19 protein-coding genes, 1 tRNA gene and 1 other RNA gene are annotated in these 17,478 nt (G+C 68.9%); 10 read left to right on the top strand and 11 right to left on the bottom strand.

All coding sequences use genetic code 11. The annotated features are described in order from the left end of the window. Positions 1-6: 6 nt before the first annotated feature. Positions 7-675 (bottom strand): SIMPL domain-containing protein, encoded by a 669-nt coding sequence (locus tag H284_RS0102970; protein WP_020075096.1) that lies wholly within the window; start codon positions 673-675, stop codon positions 7-9. A gap of 128 nt (positions 676-803) precedes the next feature. Between H284_RS0102970 and ssrA the strand changes: the two genes are divergently transcribed. From ssrA to H284_RS0102950, 5 genes are all read left to right on the top strand, one after another. Beyond that, positions 804-1,198: a transfer-messenger RNA gene (gene ssrA, locus H284_RS20660) on the top strand. A gap of 76 nt (positions 1,199-1,274) precedes the next feature. Next, on the top strand, positions 1,275-2,318 hold the full coding sequence (locus H284_RS20655; protein WP_020075095.1) for an SLAC1 family transporter: 1,044 nt from the start codon (positions 1,275-1,277) through the stop codon (positions 2,316-2,318). Between the two features lie 167 nt (positions 2,319-2,485). Next, positions 2,486-2,959 (top strand): DUF6325 family protein, encoded by a 474-nt coding sequence (locus H284_RS0102960; RefSeq protein ID WP_018190528.1) that lies wholly within the window; start codon positions 2,486-2,488, stop codon positions 2,957-2,959. Position 2,960: 1 nt separating this feature from the next. After that, positions 2,961-3,116: a hypothetical protein gene (locus tag H284_RS20995; RefSeq protein ID WP_020075094.1), complete on the top strand. Its 156-nt coding sequence runs from the start codon at positions 2,961-2,963 to the stop codon at positions 3,114-3,116. Between the two features lie 9 nt (positions 3,117-3,125). Further along, a complete protein-coding gene (locus H284_RS0102950) occupies positions 3,126-5,492 on the top strand; it encodes an arylsulfatase (protein WP_020075093.1) in 2,367 nt (788 codons plus the stop codon). Positions 5,493-5,549: 57 nt separating this feature from the next. On the opposite strand, the gene H284_RS0102945 is transcribed toward H284_RS0102950, so the two are convergent. From H284_RS0102945 to H284_RS0102925, 5 genes are all read right to left on the bottom strand, one after another. Continuing rightward, complete coding sequence (locus H284_RS0102945) at positions 5,550-6,224, bottom strand: copper resistance CopC family protein (protein ID WP_231371055.1); 675 nt, start codon at positions 6,222-6,224, stop codon at positions 5,550-5,552. A 4-nt stretch (positions 6,225-6,228) separates the two neighbouring features. Beyond that, positions 6,229-6,963 (bottom strand): YcnI family copper-binding membrane protein, encoded by a 735-nt coding sequence (locus H284_RS0102940; RefSeq protein WP_020075091.1) that lies wholly within the window; start codon positions 6,961-6,963, stop codon positions 6,229-6,231. 102 nt (positions 6,964-7,065) lie between these two features. Then, complete coding sequence (locus tag H284_RS0102935; protein ID WP_231371054.1) at positions 7,066-7,674, bottom strand: hypothetical protein; 609 nt, start codon at positions 7,672-7,674, stop codon at positions 7,066-7,068. A 79-nt stretch (positions 7,675-7,753) separates the two neighbouring features. Beyond that, positions 7,754-8,584: an alpha/beta fold hydrolase gene (locus H284_RS0102930; RefSeq protein WP_020075089.1), complete on the bottom strand. Its 831-nt coding sequence runs from the start codon at positions 8,582-8,584 to the stop codon at positions 7,754-7,756. After that, entirely contained in the window at positions 8,581-9,597 is a 1,017-nt protein-coding gene (locus tag H284_RS0102925) for an adenosine deaminase (protein ID WP_020075088.1), read from the bottom strand. The genes H284_RS0102930 and H284_RS0102925 overlap by 4 nt, the downstream gene beginning before the upstream one ends. An 80-nt stretch (positions 9,598-9,677) precedes the next feature. On the opposite strand from H284_RS0102925, the gene H284_RS20650 reads away from it, so the two are divergent. Next, the gene (locus tag H284_RS20650) at positions 9,678-10,124 is read left to right on the top strand and encodes a ribosomal maturation YjgA family protein (RefSeq protein ID WP_081630366.1); all 447 of its coding nucleotides are present in this window, start codon (positions 9,678-9,680) and stop codon (positions 10,122-10,124) included. Here the strand turns inward: H284_RS20650 and H284_RS0102920 are convergent. The 4 genes from H284_RS0102920 to H284_RS0102905 are packed head-to-tail and all read right to left on the bottom strand — an operon-like array spanning position 10,027 to position 14,027. Further along, positions 10,027-11,007 (bottom strand): NAD(P)H-quinone oxidoreductase, encoded by a 981-nt coding sequence (locus H284_RS0102920; protein WP_020075087.1) that lies wholly within the window; start codon positions 11,005-11,007, stop codon positions 10,027-10,029. The two genes, H284_RS20650 and H284_RS0102920, sit on opposite strands and share 98 nt — an antisense overlap. Beyond that, a complete protein-coding gene (locus H284_RS0102915) occupies positions 11,007-12,263 on the bottom strand; it encodes an ABC transporter permease (RefSeq protein WP_020075086.1) in 1,257 nt (418 codons plus the stop codon). Before H284_RS0102915 ends, H284_RS0102920 begins: the two co-directional genes overlap by 1 nt. 2 nt (positions 12,264-12,265) lie before the next feature. Beyond that, on the bottom strand, positions 12,266-13,201 hold the full coding sequence (locus tag H284_RS0102910) for an ABC transporter ATP-binding protein (protein WP_020075085.1): 936 nt from the start codon (positions 13,199-13,201) through the stop codon (positions 12,266-12,268). A gap of 10 nt (positions 13,202-13,211) precedes the next feature. Beyond that, positions 13,212-14,027, bottom strand: coding sequence for an inositol monophosphatase family protein (locus H284_RS0102905; protein ID WP_018190539.1), 816 nt, complete (start codon positions 14,025-14,027; stop codon positions 13,212-13,214). A 59-nt stretch (positions 14,028-14,086) separates the two neighbouring features. On the opposite strand from H284_RS0102905, the gene H284_RS0102900 reads away from it, so the two are divergent. The 3 genes from H284_RS0102900 to H284_RS0102890 all read left to right on the top strand — a co-directional run bounded on the left by H284_RS0102900 (position 14,087) and on the right by H284_RS0102890 (position 15,797). Further along, the gene (locus H284_RS0102900) at positions 14,087-14,434 is read left to right on the top strand and encodes a hypothetical protein (protein WP_020075084.1); all 348 of its coding nucleotides are present in this window, start codon (positions 14,087-14,089) and stop codon (positions 14,432-14,434) included. A gap of 106 nt (positions 14,435-14,540) precedes the next feature. Then, complete coding sequence (locus tag H284_RS0102895; protein ID WP_018190541.1) at positions 14,541-15,644, top strand: AI-2E family transporter; 1,104 nt, start codon at positions 14,541-14,543, stop codon at positions 15,642-15,644. 77 nt (positions 15,645-15,721) lie between these two features. Then, positions 15,722-15,797, top strand: a tRNA-Lys gene (locus H284_RS0102890). A gap of 69 nt (positions 15,798-15,866) precedes the next feature. On the opposite strand, the gene H284_RS21290 is transcribed toward H284_RS0102890, so the two are convergent. After that, positions 15,867-16,253 carry a tyrosine-type recombinase/integrase gene (locus H284_RS21290; RefSeq protein WP_020075083.1) on the bottom strand — a complete coding sequence of 129 codons (387 nt, stop codon included), beginning with the start codon at positions 16,251-16,253 and terminating at the stop codon, positions 15,867-15,869. Positions 16,254-17,099: 846 nt separating this feature from the next. Here H284_RS21290 and H284_RS20830 point away from each other — a divergent pair. Then, the gene (locus H284_RS20830) at positions 17,100-17,267 is read left to right on the top strand and encodes a hypothetical protein (RefSeq protein ID WP_020075082.1); all 168 of its coding nucleotides are present in this window, start codon (positions 17,100-17,102) and stop codon (positions 17,265-17,267) included. Positions 17,268-17,478 lie beyond the last annotated feature (211 nt).

Genomic DNA, 17,478 nt, shown 5'->3' with positions numbered 1-17,478 from the left:
GGCTCGTCAGGAGGCGGAGAACCGCGCGTGCACCTGCACAGCGATCGTCAGCTCTTCCGGCTTGAGCGAGAGAGTGGCTCCACCAGTGTCGGCGGAAACCGCCCGGGCGAACAGCGGCTGCGGCGGCTGACCGGGGGCCGAACCGTCGCCGAGCATGCCGGGGTCGCTGAGGGCGAGCGGCTTCACCGTCGTGAGCCCGAGGCTCGTCGCGTACACGGTCGCCTTGGCGACGGCGTTCTCGACCGCCCGTCGCCGCGCCTCCTGCGTCAGGCTCTGCCGGCGCGCCTCCGTCAGCGACCACGTCACCCCGTCCACCGCGACGCCGTCGAGCAGCGACACCACGCCGACCCAGTCGGACAGCGCGCCCAGGTCGTTGAAAAGGGCGTCGATCCCGACCTCGGCATGGTGCACGACGTCGAGCCGGCGGCCGTCGTTGCTCCAGGGTCGGTCGCCCCAGACCCGCAGCTGGTCGGAGGACCACTGGGTGACGGGTCCGCTCTGCGGGTTGTGGAGGTCGCGCAGCTCGCTGCTGAGCTGGAGCTGGCGCTGCGTGGTGAGGGCGAGCACCTCATCCCGCGTCGGCCCCTCGTAGGAGACCCGGAGCCGCGCCGCTCCGCGCTCGGCCGGGTGCCGCAGCTCGTACTCTCCCTGGACAGTGATGATCGTGTCGGCCATTCCCCGATGGTGGCATAAACGGCCGCTCGACGATGTTGTACTATGAGTAGCTGCCCGCCCTGGCGGCGGCGCCAGTATCTGGACAACTCAACAGCGCGTGACAGCGACCCGGCCACTCGGCCGCGCATGGGGATGATCGGTTTCGACATTGTCTGCGTGACTGTGAGAAGCGGGTCGAGGATGCATGGTTATCTCGTTAACGATCCATGCGAAAAAATAAGTGCCAATAACAAGAGCACTGTCTCGGCCAAGGCCGACTTCGCCCTCGCGGCGTAAGTTCACCTCCGCCATTTGAGAGACCGTCAGACCGGGAATCGTCCTCTACCCGGATCCTGGCGTCAGCTAGAGGACTTGCTTCTGCATTGAGCATCAGGGTGCAGAGGGACTTCCACTGATACTGGGCCCGTCGGAGCAGGTGCCAGCGACAAGCTCCGGGGCCGAGAAAGCGATTTCACTGGCTACGCCCGTAGAAGGCACATGACCACAGCAGTGGACGGGGGTTCGATTCCCCCCATCTCCACCATCAGGTCGCTGTCACGTGTTGTCGAGTATTGCCATGCCCGCCGTTGGTTATGCGACCGCGGGCAGGAGGGCGGAGCATGACCGACGCGACCACCGCCGGAAGCCCGCCCGGGCGCGGGACCCCGAAGCGGACGATCCAGCGCATCCCCCTCAACACCCTCGCCATCGCGTTCGGCCTGGCTGGCCTCGCCGGTATCTGGACGACGGCGGGCCGGCTGCTCGGTGTCCCCGACATCGTCGGCCAGCTGCTCTGGGGTGTCGTGGTCGTCGCATGGCTGTGGCTGATCGTCGCCCACCTGCGACGCGGCGCCCGCAGTGCCGAGACGCTCGGCGCGCAGCTGCGGCATCCGGCGCAGGGGCCCATCGCCGCCCTGGTCCCCGTCGTCGGAATGCTGATCGGCGCGGACCTGTACCGCTTCGTCCCCGTCGCCGGCAGCATCCTAGTGATCGCCTCCCTCGTGGTCGGGGCGTGCTTCGCCGGGTGGATCCTGGCGTTCTGGCACGCGGGCAACCTCAGTCCGGAGGCGTTCCACGGCGGCTACCTGCTGCCCACGGTCGCGGCCGGGCTGATCGCGGCGACGACCTCGTTCCGCATCGGGCTCCCGGGCCTCGCGATCGGCGCCTTCGCCGTCGGGATCTTCTTCTGGATCGTCATCTCGACCGTTCTGCTCGCGCGCCTGGCGTTCTTCCCGCCGCTGCCTGCCGCCCTCACCCCGACCTGCGCCATCCTGCTCGCCCCTCCCGCCGTCGCGGGAACCGCCTGGTTCACGATCAACGGCGAGCGTGCGGACCTCGTGTCGATGGCCCTGCTCGGCTTGCTGGTGCTCATGGCGCTGCAGCAGGTGGCTCTTCTTCCGCGTTATCGGGTGCTCCCGTTCTCGCTCGGATTCTGGTCGTTCACCTTCCCGCTCGCGGCGGCCGGTGGTTACGGGATCCAGTGGTTGAGCGTTGTCGGCTTCCCCGGCTGGCAGGCGGTCGCCTGGCTGCTCGTCGTCGTGGTCACGGCCGTCATCGTCGCGATCGCCATCCGTTCCCTGCTCCTCGTGACCAGCGTGCGCCGGGGCGCACGTCGGGCCGAGAACGTCCTCCGCCGCGCCGACGACCTCGTCGAAGGCCGCTGAGCCGGGTTCACCCTCACGGCGGGTTCGAGTTGACGCGACACGCCGTTCGTCCGCACCGCCGGACGGCGTGTTGCGTCAACTCGACGCCTCAGAAACACTGCCTGTCCGCGAGCGGACCCTCCCTGCGACACTGAGCCGGAAATGACCGGACCAGTGGGAGGTACACCATGACCGATGACGTTGAATCCGTCGCCCCGATCGACTTCGTGATCATCGAATTCCCGGCGGGGCAGCAGAACTTCTCGGGGGAGGTGATCGACGAACTCCTCGCTCTGGTCGATGCGGGCATCATCCGCCTGGTGGATGCGATCGTCCTCGTCAAGGACGAGGACGGCTCCGTCGAGGCCGTCGAGCTGTCGGAGCTGGAGGGCCCGTCGGCCCTCGCCACGCTCGCGGAGCAGCTGGCCGACTTCCTGGCGGAGGCCGACATCGCGACCCTGTCCGAGGCGATGGAGCCGGGCAGCGTCGCCGGCGCGATCGTCTACGAGAACCTGTGGGCGGCGCCGTTCGCGGCCGCCGCACGCCGGGCCGGAGGCAGGCTCATCGCCGACGGCCGCATCCACAGCCAGGACATCGCCGACGCCCTCGAGGCGGAAGCCGAACTCGAAGCAGCAGAAGAGCAGGAAGAGCAGGGAGTCTGAGATGTTGAGAGCAGCACGAGTCGGACGGGTCGGCGTCGTCCGCGCGCCCGTCGCCAAGGCGGCCGTGGTCACCCGCGCCGTCACACCGAGCCCAGCGCCCGTGGCCAAGGCGGCCGTCGTCGGCGCCGCCGTGACCCCGCGCCGCCGGCGCATCTGAGGGGGCGTCATGGCCATCGACCGCGCAGCCCGCAGCGTCCTGCCGATCCCGGACCGACCGTCGCCCGGGCTCACCACGTATGACGCGAAGGACCCGGACACGTCGTATCCGCCGATCACCCCGCTGCGGCCACCGGAAGGTGCGCCCAACGTCCTGGTGATCCTCATCGACGACGTGGGATTCGGCGCATCCAGCGCCTTCGGTGGCCCCTGCGCCACCCCGAACGCGGAGCGTCTCGCCGCGAACGGGCTGACCTACAACCGTTTCCACACGACGGCGCTGTGCGCCCCGACCCGCGCGGCGCTGCTCTCCGGGCGCAACCACCACTCGGTGGGCATGGGCAGCATCACCGAGACGGCCACCTCGGCGCCCGGAAACAGCTCGCTGCGGCCGAACACCAAGGCGCCTCTTGCGATGACCCTGAAACTGAACGGGTATTCGACCGCCCAGTTCGGCAAATGCCATGAGGTCCCGGTGTGGCAGTCGTCGCCGATGGGGCCGTTCGACGCCTGGCCGTCCGCGGGTGGAGGCTTCGAGACCTTCTACGGGTTCATCGGGGGAGAGGACAACCAGTGGGATCCGGCCCTCTATGACGGGACGACCCCCGTCGAGCCGCCGGCAACACCCGAGGAGGGGTACCACCTGACGGAGGACCTCGCCGACCACGCCTCCACCTGGATCCGGACGCAGAAGGCGCTCATGCCGGACAAGCCGTTCTTCGTGTACTTCGCGCCAGGCGCGACGCATGCGCCGCACCACGTGCCGAAGGAATGGGCCGACAAGTACGCCGGCAAGTTCGCCGGCGGGTGGGATGCGCTCCGCGAGCAGACCTTCGCGCGCCAGAAGGAGCTCGGGGTGATCCCCGCGGACGCCGAGCTGACCCCGCGGAACCCCGAGATCCCGGCCTGGGACGACATGCCCGACGAGCTGAAGCCGGTGCTGGAACGCGAGATGGAGGTCTACGCCGGGTTCCTCGAGCACACCGACCACCATGTCGGCCGGGTGCTCGACACGATCGAGGACCTCGGCATCCTCGATAACACGCTGATCTACTACATCATCGGCGACAACGGGGCGTCGGCCGAGGGGACGCTGAACGGCGCCTTCAACGAGATGGCCAACTTCAACGGCATGGCCGCGCTCGAGACGCCGGAGTTCCTGCTCTCGAAGCTGGACGAGCTCGGCAGCCCGAGCTCGTACAACCACTATGCGGTGGGCTGGGCCTGGGCGATGGACACGCCGTTCCAGTGGACTAAGCAGGTCGCCTCTCACTGGGGCGGCACCCGCAACGGCACCATCGTGCACTGGCCGGAGCGCATCACCGACAAGGGCGGCCTGCGGTCGCAGTTCACCCACTGCATCGACATCGCGCCGACGGTGCTGGAGGCCGCAGGGCTCCCGGAGCCCACGTTCGTGAACGGGGTCCAGCAGTCGCCGATCGAAGGCACCAGCATGGTCTATACGTTCGACAGCGCGGACGAGCCGGAGCGGCACGACCTTCAGTACTTCGAGATGTTCGGCAACCGCGGCATCTACTTCAAGGGGTGGAGCGCCGTCACGAAGCATCGCACGCCCTGGAACCTGGTCGGAGGCACCGTCCCGGCTTTCGACGACGACGTGTGGGAACTGTACGACGGGAGCGTCGACTACAGCCAGGCGCGCGACCTCTCCGCCGAGCAACCGGACCGCCTCCACGCGCTGCAGAGGCTGTGGCTGATCGAGGCGGTGAAGTACAACGTGGTCCCGCTCGACGACCGCACGGCCGAACGGCTCAGCCCGCAGATGGCCGGGCGCCCCGTCCTCGTGCACGGAAACAGCCAGCTCCTGTACCCGGGGATGGGCCGGCTGTCAGAGAACAGCGTCATCAGCCTGAAGAACCGCTCGTTCTCGGTCACCGCCGAGCTGGAGATCCCGGACGGCGGAGCATCGGGCGTGGTCGTCGCGCAGGGCGGCCGGTTCGGCGGATGGGCCCTCTACCTGGTCGACGGCGTCGCGCGCTTCACCTACAACGTCCTCGGCATCCAGCTGTTCACGACCGAAGCCGGGGAACCGGTGCCGGCGGGGACACGGCAGGTGCGCGCCGAGTTCGCCTACGACGGCGGCGGCCTGGCGAAGGGTGGCGATGTCACGCTCTACTACGACGGCCGCGAGGTCGGTTCCGGGCGGATCGGGGTCACACAGCCCATGATCTTTTCGGCCGACGAGACGACCGATGTGGGCTACGAGTCGGGGACTCCTGTCTCGCCCGACTACACGACCGCCACGAGCCGGTTCACCGGGCGCATCCGCTGGGTGCAGCTCGATGCCGGGCTGGACGACAACGACCACTTCATCGACGACGACGAGCGACTGCGGGTGGCGATGGCTCGTCAGTGACGGGGTGGTGGTTCCGCGCCGGCGGACGACGGTCGGTCGTCCGCCGGCGCGGAGCGGTCAAGACGCGTCGTCCGCCTTCGGCTGAGCAGGACGTCGGCGGGCGGTGAGCACGACCACGAGCACGCCGATCAGGGCGAGCACCACGATCCCGACACCGATGCCGATCACCAGCGCGATGCTTCCGGAGTCCGAACTCGCCGTCGCCGCGGCGGCCGGGGCCGGACTCGACGTCGCGGCGCCGGTGCTCCGTCCACCCGCTGTTGCAGCTCCCGCCGCGCACGCCGGCGGGCCGTCGCTGCCGGGCGCTGCCGCGGTCCCTGCCGGAGGCTGGTAGGTGAACGGGACGGTGCCGGACACGGTGTGCCCGTCCGCCGAGACGATCTGCCAGGTCACCGTGTACGCCCCCGGTGCACCGAGGGCCACCGGAGCCGTGACCGTGCGGTCGGCGATGGTGGGGCATCCCGTCTCGTAGTGACGGTTCGCGGCGTCGGTGACCTGCACCAGCGACGACGAGCCGTCGCCGCTGAGGTCGAGCACGCGGTCGTTGAACGTGAGGGATGCGCTCTCGAGCGGCGTCGACTGGGTGGAGCCGGCCGACGGCGTGCTCTGCACGAGATAGTCGTGAGCGCTGGCGGCCGCCGCGGGGACGACCGCCAGCAGGCACGCCAGCGCGACACCGGCCAGAGCGGGCACGGCCGAGGGCCGCATCCGGGCGCGGGCTGTCCGGGTCACCGTGTCAGCCCCGCGGGCTCGTCGCCGTGCCGCGGCGCGTGAGGGCGAACACCGCCACGACCAGGGCGATCGCACCCAGCGCGAGCCCGCCGATCCCGAGACCGATCGCGACGGCGTCGCTGGCCGCGGACGACGCCGTCGGCGCAGGCGCGGCCGGTGTGCTCGTCATCAGCGGACCTGCGGCGCCGTCCTCCGCGGGCGGCGCGTCCGTGACGTAGAGGGTCGGGGCCGGGTGCTCCGGCTCTTTCCCGTCGGCGGGGGTCTTCTCATCCCAGTCCACGACCGTGCCGTCGGAGTAGGTCTGCTGGGTGGGCAGCAGGATGCTGCCGGTGTCGGGGACCGCCCCCGCCGAGATGACGAACTGCTGGAACTCGCCCGGTGCGACCTGCACGCCGGGGCTCGCCGTCCAGATGACCTTCACCGGCGCCTCCGTGATGGTGCCGTCATCCGTCTTCACCGGCTTCGCGAGCTTCTCGGTGACGACCTGGGTCGTCCAGCCGGTGAGCGGCTGGTAGGAGACGGAGGTGAACGGGGTGGCGGTGGGGAGATCCACCTCGAGCTTGACCGTGCCGGCGGTGGCGGACTCGGTGGGCACCTTGAACGTCAGCGTGGCGTAGCTGCCCGGCTGAGCCTGTTCCGGATTCACCCGGACGTGGGCGCTGGCGGCGAGGGGGAACGAGAGGGCGAGGGCGGCGGCGGCCACGGTGGCGGCCGCGCCCGTGAGGAAACGCGTGTTCATGAGAAGGGTCCGATTCTCGACCGCGTGCTGCGGCCGGGTAGGCAGATGGGTGGGAGAACCGCGAGACGCGGCAGACCTCTGCCCGGCGGGGGAGCGGAGAGCTCAGGCCGGGCCCATCAGCGCCGGAGGCCCCCGGTGACGGAGGCGCCCGAGCACGACCGTGCGATCGGGGAGGATCACCGGGACCGTCTCGACGCGTGTCTGCGCCACCGGCACATCGACGACGGCGACCGCGGTCAGCAGCCGCCGCAGCGAGAAGGCGGTGAACTCGGAGACGGCCACGAACACGCGCTCGCCGTACCGGAGCGCTGCGAGGGTGAGGAGGGCGGCGGCGGCGTGGGCCAGCCACATCCACGATCCGCTGAGCGACATGGCGGACATCGGCGACGCTGCCGCACCGTCCGTCACCATCGTGAGGTGCGACCCGGGATGGAGGTGGCCGGTCGCTCCCGCGAAGTGCGCGGATGGGCTCAACGAGAACAGCGCGTGGAACAGGAACTGGCTGAGCGCGACCGACGAGGCCGACCGCCACAGCGCCGACCGCTTGCCGGCGAGGACGATGCAGCCGAGCCCCGAGAACACCAGGCTCAGTGTCAACGCCACCGCACTCGGCGGCAGCCCTCCGCCCGCGACGTGGAACAGCGCGGCGACGAAAGTCGCGAAGCCGGCGGCGATGAGGCCGCGAGCCACACGTGCGCTGCGCGTAGACATGTCACTCCGTCGAAGGTGGGGGCAGGACGAGTCTACCCACAGGGGGTCGGGCCGGTCGGGCGCCGTCCGCGGTGGGTGGCTACGCCGACGCCTGGGCCAGCGCCCAGTCGAGCGTCACGCCGAGGGCCGTCAGCACCGAGATGTGGCCAGCGCGCGGGCGGATCCACAGCTCGGCGTCGGGGAGGCGTTCGAGGAGGGAGGCCGCGTGCTGGGGTGGGACGACGCGATCGGAGCCGCCCTGCACGAGGAGGACCGGGGGCCGGACCGCACGCAGATCGAAGCCCCACGGCGAGACGTAGGCGATGTCGTCGTCGGCCTCGCCCGCCGGGCCCTCCGCGGCTCCGGCGCCCGCGTCGGCCCCGAGCGGACCCCAGTCGGCGTTCAACGCGTCGTAGTCGCGCGAGGTGAAGGACTCGGGATCGAACTCGGCGGTCTCGGCGTACGCCAGCCGGGCCTCGCGGCCGGAGAGGGCGGCGCGCAGGGCGTCGGGGGACGCCATCCCGGAGAACCAATCGGGGGAGCCGTCGAAGGGGGAGAGGCCGGCGAGGGTGACGATCGCGGCCACCCGTTCCGGTTCGAGGGCGCCCAGCGCGAGAGCATGCGGGCCGCCCCCGGACGCGCCGACGGTGACGAACCGCTCCACGCCGAGGAGGTCGGCCACGGCGAGGATGTCGAGCGCCGCATCCGCGATCGAACGCCCAGGGCGGACGTCCGAGCCGGGATAGCCGGGCCGCGTGACGGAGAGCACGCGCATCCCGCGCGCCTCGGCGGCAGCGGCCACCGGGGCGATCACAGCACCCGTCTGCGGCGTGCCATGGTGCCAGACGAGCACCGGGGCGTCCGGCGCACCGCCCGTGTCGAAGAAGCGGAGGGCTCGGCCGTCGGCCGTGCGCACATCCTGGCGGGTCACGCGTTCCAGCCGTCCAGCTCGGCGAGGAGCTCCGCCTTGCGGGAGTCCGACGCGAATGACGCCTCGATCGAGGTGCGGGCGAACCGGCGGGCCTGATCCGCGGAGAGGCCCAGCGCATCCCGGACCGCGGCGAAGTTCTGCCCGACGTAGCCGCCGAAGTACGCGGGGTCGTCGGAGTTCACGGTGACGCGGACGCCCGCCGCATCCAGCCGGTGCAGGGGGTGGTCGCGGAGGTCCGGCGTCGCCTGCAGGCGAACGTTCGAGAGGGGGCACACGGTGAGCGGGATGCGCTCCTCGGCCAGCCGCGCGACGAGCTCCGGATCCTCGATCGAGCGGATGCCGTGGTCGATGCGCTCGGCATGCAGCAGGTCGAGCGCCTCCCGCACGTACGCGGGCGGGCCCTCCTCGCCGGCGTGGGCGACCGCGTGCAGGCCGGCGGCGCGGGCGCGGGCGTAAACGCTCTCGAACAGCGACGGCGGGTAGCCGACCTCGGCGGAGTCGAGTCCGACACCGACGATGCGGTCCGTGCGGCGGAGCCCGGCGGTCAAAGCCTCCTCGGCGGAGTCGACCGGCTGATCGCGCAGGAAGCACAGGATGAGGCCCCCGGACATCCCGAGATCGCGCTCGGCCTCATCCAGGGCGTCGCCGATGCCGTCCACGACGTCGTCGAACGCGACACCGCGCGACGTGTGCGCCTGCGGGTCGAAGAACAGTTCGGCGTGGCGGACTCCCTGCGCGTGCGCGCGGCGGAGGTAGCGACGCGTCAGCTCCGCGAAGTCCTCGCGGGTGCGGAGTACGGCCATCGTCGCGTAGTAGAGGTTGAGGAACGACTGCAGGTCGTCGAAGTCGTACTGCGCCGACAGCTCCTCGACCGTCGCGTAGGGGAGGTCGATGCCGTTGCGGGCGGCGAGCTCGAACGCGAGCTCCGGCTCCAGCGTCCCCTCGATGTGGAGGTGCAGTTCGGCCTTCGGGAGGGAATTGAGGGCGTCGTCGGTGAGGGCGTCGTCGGTCATGCTCCGATCCTCCCACCGACGGACGGGGTTGCGCCGCACGGATGACGCGGCGGGAGCGCAGGTCCCGTTAGCCTCGCGTCATGAGACGTCGTATCGCGCTTGCCTGCGTCGGCGTCGCGCTTGTCGTCGTCGGACTCACCGTGGCGCGCGGGATGGACGGAGCGGTCGCGGCCTTCGTCGGCGACGCGCTCTACGGCGCACTCATCGTGGTCGTGATCGCGGTCCTCGCTCCACGTGCGTCCGCAGTGGCTGTGGCCGTTGCCGCCTTCGCCGTGTGCGCAGCCGTCGAGCTGTTCCAGCTGACCGGGGTGCCCGCAGCTCTGGCGGACACCGTTCCGGCCGTCGCGCTGGTGCTCGGAACGACCTTCCAGTGGACGGACCTGGTGGCCTACGCGATCGGCGCGATGCTGGCGGGAGCGGTGGATGCGGTCAGCCGACGCGCAGCAGGATCTTCCCGCGGTGGGCCGACGACTCCATCCGCCGGTGCGCGGCCGACGCATCCTCCAGCGGGAACACCGAGTCGATGACCGGGCGCACGCGGCCGTCGGCCAGCAGCGGCCACACGTTCGCACGCACGGCGGCGATGATCGCGACGCGCTCGGCGAGCGGCCGGGCGCGCAGCGTGGTGCCGTGGATGCTCGCGCGCTTCCGCATGAGCAGCCCCATGTCGACGGCGGCGGGAGTTCGATCGCGGACGGCGATGGACAGGATGCGGCCACCCGTCGCGAGAGCGTCCAGGTCGCGGGCGATGTACGCGCCGCCGACGATGTCGAGCACCACATCCACCCCGCGGCCGTCGGTGAAGGCCCGAGCGGCCTCGACGAAGTCCTGGGTGCGGTAGTCGACTGCGGCGTGCGCACCCACCTCCCGGCAGAACGCCGCCTTCTCCTCGCTGCCCGCTGTAGCGATGACATCAGCGCCGAGTGCGCGGCCCAGCTGGATCGCCATGGTCCCGATGCCGCTCGACCCGCCGTGGACGAGCAGGGCCTCTCCGGCAGCGAGCTTTCCGAGCGCGAAGACGTTCGACCAGACGGTTGCGGCGACCTCGGGCAGTCCGGCCGCCTCGACCAGGTCGACCGTGTCGGGCACGGGAAGGACCAGGCCGGCGTCGACAGTCACCAGTTCGGCGTAGCCGCCGCCCGGGAGCAGGGCGCAGACGCGGTCGCCGACCTGCCAGGCGTCGACGCCGTCGCCGACCGCATCCACGACGCCCGAGACTTCGAGCCCCGGCCAGTCGGGAGCGCCGGGCGGTGAGGGATAGTACCCGCGCCGCTGGCTCAAATCGGCGCCGTTGAGCCCGGCGGCCGTGACGCGGATCCGGACCTCGCCGGCCGCGGGGACCGGATCGGTCCGCTCGGCGATGGTCAGCGCGTCGGCCTCGCCCGGCTCCGGCACGACGACGGCGCGCATCAGGCGCCTCTCGCAGGCTGGGTCGTCTCGACGCGGTCTGTGCGGCGGCCCAGCACATCCCGGATCCGCACCTTGCTCGAGTACTCGATCGATCCGTACCGGAACAGCCTCACGGCGATGCGCAGCACGATCACGGAGAGCACGAACAGCTCGACGATGATGATGATCGCCTGCCACAGCGGCAGCGACCCGAACGCGTTCAGGATCAGCGCCGTGATGGGGGCCGTGTACGGGAAGTAGGCGAGCAACTGCACGATCGGCGAGTTCGGGGAGCTGATCGCGAAGCCGGACGCGTACAGCGGGATGACGACGGCGAAGATCACCACCGAGAACACCGGGGCCGCATCCTTCGCCGTCGGCATGACGGCGCCGACGGCCACCAGCGTTCCGGTGAACAGGGCGAACCCGCCGATCAGGATGAGCGCGCCGACGATCATCTTCTGCGGATCGAACACGAGCCCGCTGAGGTCGAAGTTCGGCAGTTGCAGCTGGTCTCGGAAGAACAGGTACCCGATGAGCATGGGCAGCGCGAACACCGCCAGCTGGATGATGCCGATCGCGAAGAGCGAGATGACCTTGCCGAGAAGCAGGTTCGTCGGGTTGATCGTCGTCAGGATCATCTCCGTGACGCGATTCTCCTTCTCTTCCAGCGTCGAGTTGAGCATCTGGTTGCCGAGGAACACGATGACGATGAAGAAGGCGGCCAGGAACACGAGGGCCGGGAGGATCGCCTCGAAGCCGGGTGCCCGCTTGCCGTCCGCGAACGTGGTGGTGGAGGTCTTCACATCCCCGCGGAGCACGGCGACATCGGTCGGGCTGTCCAGTTTCTGCTCGACGCTCGCCGAGAGGAGCGACTCGGCGACGGCCGAGTACTTGCTGTTCTGGAAGACGCCGGAGTCCTCGCCGTAGACGCGCACGGTCTGCTTCGCGGGATCGGCGGGGTATGCGAAGTAGGCGGGAGTCCCGCCGATCTGCACCTCCTCGACCCCCTCTGCCTCGGAGGCGATCTGGGTGCCGCCGTACTCCTTGGCGATGGTCGCGTCGATGAGACCGGAGTCGTCGGTGTACAGGAACTCGAAGCGCGAGTTCTTCTGCTGGTCGGCGGTGTTCGCGGTCGACACGTTCGAGGCGATGATCAGGCCGCCGAGGCCGAAGACGAGGATCGGGATGATGAGCGTGATCGCCCAGAACCGCCGCTTCGTGATGGTGCGGCGGAACTCGAACGAGATGACGGTGCTCAGATTGTGGCGGGCCATGCTCAGTCCTCCTCGCGGCTCTCGGCGCCGTAGACCTCGACGAAGATGTCGTCGAGCGACTTCCGGGTGGGGGAGAAGCGGGAGACGGGAACGCCCGCATCCACAAGCCCCCGTAGGATGGCGGCCGGGTCGACACCGTCGACGGCCTCCAATTCGGCATGGCCGCTCTCGTCGGACAGGATGCGGTACGCGGAGGACTCGGGCAGGCGGTCGGCGTTGTGGTCCATCTGGACGATCGTGCCGCCGAACTGGTCCTGCACTTCCTCGACCGTGCCGTAGGCGCGCGCGCCGCCGTCCTTCAGCAGGATGACGCGGTCGCAGAGACGCTCGACCTCCTCCATCTGGTGGGTCACCATCATGACGGTGGAGCCTGCGCGCTTCTGGTCGTCGATGATGTCCATCAGCAGGCGGCGGTTGACGGGGTCGAAGCCCTTGGTCGGCTCGTCGAGGATGAGCAGCTCCGGATCGTTCATGATCGTCACGCCCAGCTGTACCTTCTGCTGCTGGCCGCCGGAGAGCTTGTCGAGCCGCACCTTCTCCTTGTCGCCGATCCCCACGCGTTCGAGGTAGGAGCGGGACCACCGCCTGGCCTGCTCGGCGCCGAGGCCCTTGAGCCGGCCGAAGTAGACCATCACGTCGATCACGGACTCCTTCTTGTAGAGCCCACGCTCCTCCGGCAGGTAGCCGAGGCGCTCGCCGGCCTCCGGGCTGAACGGCTTGCCGTCGATGTGCAGCACACCCGCCGTCGGCTGGTAGATGCCGAGGAGTGCCCGGATGGTCGTGGTCTTGCCCGAGCCGTTGCTGCCGAGGAAGCCGAACGTCTCGCCGCGATTGATGTCGAACGACAGATCGCGGATCACCGTCGTGCGCCCGAAGTCCATCCGGAAGTTCGCGATGTGGACCAGTGGCTCCGTCGTCGTGGGTGTCTGTGCGCTCATCGTGGTCAGCCTAGGCGAGCGGCCCGGCGTCGGCGAGCGATTCCAGCAGGGCCGGGTGCAGCAGTCCGTTCGAGGCGAGCGACGACCCGTTGCCCGGGCCGGGCGTGCCGTCGACTGACGTGAACGTTCCGCCGGCCTCCTCCACGATCGGGATGAGCGCGGCGAGGTCGTACGTCTTCACGCCGAACTCGGCCACCGCATCCACCAGACCCTCGGCCAGCAGCATGTACGACCACATGTCGCCGTACGCGCGGTCGCGCCAGATGCGGCGGGTCAGGGCGATGAGGCGGTCGAGGTAGCCGGCTTCGTCCCACTGGGCGATGCTCTGGAAGCTCAGCGACGCGTGTTCCAGGTCGGCGACCCCGGAGACACGGATGCGGCGTGGCTCGGCGCCGGGCGCATCCGTCGTCCATGCGCCGCCACCGGTCACTGCCCACCAGCGCCGGCCCAGCGCGGGGGAGCTGACCACGCCGACGCGTGGGACGCCGTCGACGGCGAGGGCGATCAGCGTGCCCCAGACCGGCACGCCCCGCAGATAGTTGGCGGTGCCGTCGATCGGGTCGACGATCCACTGACGGGTCGTGTCGCCTTCCGTGCCGTACTCCTCGCCGAGGATGCCGTCCTCCGGCCGCTCGGCGGCGATCGTCTCGCGGATGGCGCGCTCGACGGCGAGGTCCGCCTCGGTCACCGGTGAGCGGTCGGGCTTCGTCTCGACGTGCAGGTCGCGGTCGAGGAAGTGCTCCAGCGAGATGCGGTCGGCCTCCTCTGCGAGCCGGAGGGCGAGGTCGAGGTCGGCGGCGAGGGCGGTGGATGTGGTGTCGGGCACGATCCGAGCCTAGCGTCGCGGCCTTGGCAGGGGACGTGGCCGAGGGTACCTGTGGAAACATGCGAAAGATCGTGTACGCAGGCTCAACGTTCTACACCGGGGATGCGCTCGCGGAAGCGCTGATGGACTACGCGCGGGCTCTCGCACGGCACGGCATCGCCGACACGGTCTTCGTGCCGGGCCGCACCATGCAGGGGGAGACCGACAAGGTGGAGCTGCTCGTCGGGCCCGCGAGCCAGATCGTGAGCGAACCGGTGGAGCTCGTGGGGGTCGAGATCGAAGACGAGGAGCTGGTCGCGCGGCTGCGGGAGATGACCGCGCAGCTGGCGCCGCGGAAGCCGGCGGCCGAAGTGGCGGACGGTTCGACCGAGGAACGGGACAACCGCCCGTTCGACGACATGCTCTGACACCCGCTCGGCACGTCGCCGGCGTCGCCATCCCACGCCGGCGCTTGTTGCCCGGCACCGCCTCCAATACGCTCGCGGTAGCCCTGCGGGGCGGAGCGGAGGCACCATGCGTTTCATCCGGCGACCCGTGAGCGCGCGGGAGCGTGCCGCCGCCGCTGCTCCCGAGCCACTGATGCGCCGAAGCCCGTTCCTGTTCGGCTACCTGATCGCGCTCGGTGCGATCGGCGCGGTCGCGACCGGTTTCATGCTGTACGGCCTGCGCTCGATCATCTTCTCGGTCTTCCTCGCGATGTTCGCGACCGTCGGGCTCGACCCGCTGATCCGCTGGTTCCAGCGGCGCGGGATGCGGCGCGGCTGGGCGATCACCACCGTCATCCTCATCATCGTCGCCGTGCTGGTCGCGATCATCTGGGTGGTGGTGCCGCTCATCGTCCAGCAGGTCTCCTTCCTGGCCACGGCCGTCCCGCAGGAGATCACGAAGCTGCGGGCGGAGGGCTGGTTCGACACCGTCAACGAGGCGAGCAACGGGGTCGTCGGCCAGGTCGTCTCCTGGATCTCGCAGCAGGTGCAGGACCCGCAGACCTGGGCGACCATCGGCAACGGGCTCGTCGGATTCGGCCTGTCTGTGCTGAACGCGGTCACGACCGGCTTCTTCATCGCCATCCTCACGATCTACTTCATCGCCTCCTACGACTCCACCAAGCAGGCCGCGTACCGGCTGGTGCGCCGCTCGCACCGCGACCGGTTCGAGAGCTACGCCGAGCGCATCCTGCAGAACTTCGGCAAGTACCTGAGCGGGATGGTCGTGCTGGCGTTCTGCAATTCGGTCTTCAGCCTCATCCTGCTTCTCGCCACCGGCGTCCCCGGTGCGTTCCTCATCGCGCTCGCCGCGTTCTTCATCACGCTCATCCCGCTCATCGGGACGGTGCTGACGACCGCTGTCATGTCGGTGCTCGCGTTCATCCACTCGCCCGTCAGCGGCGTGGTGGTGCTCGTGCTGATGCTCGTCTATATGCAGGTGGAGGCGTACATCCTCACGCCGCGGGTGATGGGAAAGGCGGTGCAGGTGCCCGGATCGGTCGTCCTGATCTCGGCGCTCGCCGGCTCCACGCTGTTCGGTCTGCCCGGTGCGCTCGTCGCCATCCCGATCTCGGCGGGCATCATCCTCATCATCAAAGAGGTCGTGATGCCCCGGAAGGAGCTCCGCTGACCCGAGCGATCCTCGATTGGCGAGAACCGCGAAACGGATGCTAATGTTGAGCCTCGGTTCGGGTAACCGGATCGGATGCGCCTCTAGCTCAATCGGCAGAGCAATTGACTCTTAATCAATGGGTTCAGGGTTCAAGTCCCTGGGGGCGCACCAAAGGAAAGCCCCGGTCAGACGAAAATAGTCTGACCGGGGCTTTCTGCATTTAACCCGTTCCTGGGCGATTTAGGCCTGTCCTGTGTGCACTCTGTGTGCAACGGCCCCTCGGGGGATGGATGCGGCCGCTTTCGCCGAAGCTTCGCGATCTGCCCTGCCGATGAGGTGTGTGTACAGGTCGGACGTGATTGCGACGGAAGCATGGCCCAGCATTTTCGGCACCAAAGCGATGTCCGCCCCATTCGCGAGTAGGAGCGAAGCGCTCTCGTGACGCAATCCGTGGAAGGTCATGGGAGGAAGCCCCGCCTGCTCCCGCAACTTGTCGAACGTTCTACTCACGTACTGCGGTAAAAGGGGTCGGCCGTCTTCATAAGTGAAGACGTAGCCCGTGTCCTGCCATTTGCTGCCCAGCGTGTCAGCCTCAGCGCGCTCCCTAAGCCGCCATTCCAGCAGCACCCGGCCCACGGTTTCGTCCTAGCTCACGGTGCGTCGGCCGGCGTTCGCCATAGGCGCGTTCACCACGAGAGCAGTCCCGGCGTTCGTTCGATTGTGACGCACGGTAATGGTGCCGCGTTCGAGATTCACGTCCGCCCTAGGAGCCCGAGGATCTCACCGCGCCGCATCCCCTATGCGATCCCACACAACGGGCAGCTTGCGCGGTTGGAGGTCCGCTCCGCCACTCCTGTATCAGCGGGTACGGATCTGCTCAACGTCGAACCGGGCGCGTTGGTGCAGCTCACCGGGTCTGGCGGCGACGCTGGCGGCACACCTGTTTGGACTCAGGTGAGCGGACCAACCACGACGCTGACCCAATCGGGGGCGTCTGCGAGCTTCCGCGCCCCTGCCTCACTAACGGGCACTAGCGTTTCGTTCCGCTACTCGATCAACGGGGCTACGGACGACGTGAACATTACGATTCTGGCGGCCACACACCGTGTCATTTGGGGCGGCGAAGCGTGCGCCGCGCCTACCTATCTCGTCGCGTCCGGCTAGAACACTCCACATGGCACTGTTTGAGGGTGGGATAGCATCGGCGGCGTGGGAGCAAGCGTCGCAGACCTAATCGCTCGGATGCGTCGCGCTCCGAACAACACCGCTTACAGCGACCTCTACAAGGTGTGTCAGCACTACTTCGGTAAGCCGACCCAAAGCGGAACCTCTCACGCGGTATTCAAGACCCCCTGGGAGGGAGAGCCGAGGGTCAATATTCAGTCCGATAAGGGAAAAGCTAAGAACTATCAGGTAAAACAGGTGTTGAAGGCAGTGGATAAGAGCGATACTGAGGGACGGAGGTAAGAGCTGATGCTAACTCTCGATGAGCGGATCACCGTTATCCGAGATAAGGACACGGGGGAGTACGTCGCGCTTGCAGAAGGCCAGCCGTATCTGTCCTGGGTCGAGCCAACACGCGAAGCTGCTATCGAAGGCATGCGCCGTCTTCTGGCCGACATCGACGCGGGCCGCGCATAATCTCATCCGCCCGGATTCGGATTGGGTGCCCCGTCCCAGTATCCGTGGGGAACGTTGTTGTCGTATCTCTCTAAATCGTCAGCGCGGTCAAGCGATTCGCAGATGGCCATGAGGCGACGCTCTGCTGGGTCCGGGTCCCAGCGGATCACCAACTATTGGTCGGTGCCGCGCTTGTCGGTGTAGCGGCGAATCGCCGCTTTGGGCACCGCCG

This window comes from Cryocola sp. 340MFSha3.1 (assembly GCF_000383315.1).
Lineage (GTDB): Bacteria > Actinomycetota > Actinomycetes > Actinomycetales > Microbacteriaceae > Leifsonia.
The sequence above is the reverse complement of the archived record's forward strand: the minus strand, read 5'-3'. Positions and strand labels throughout refer to the sequence as shown.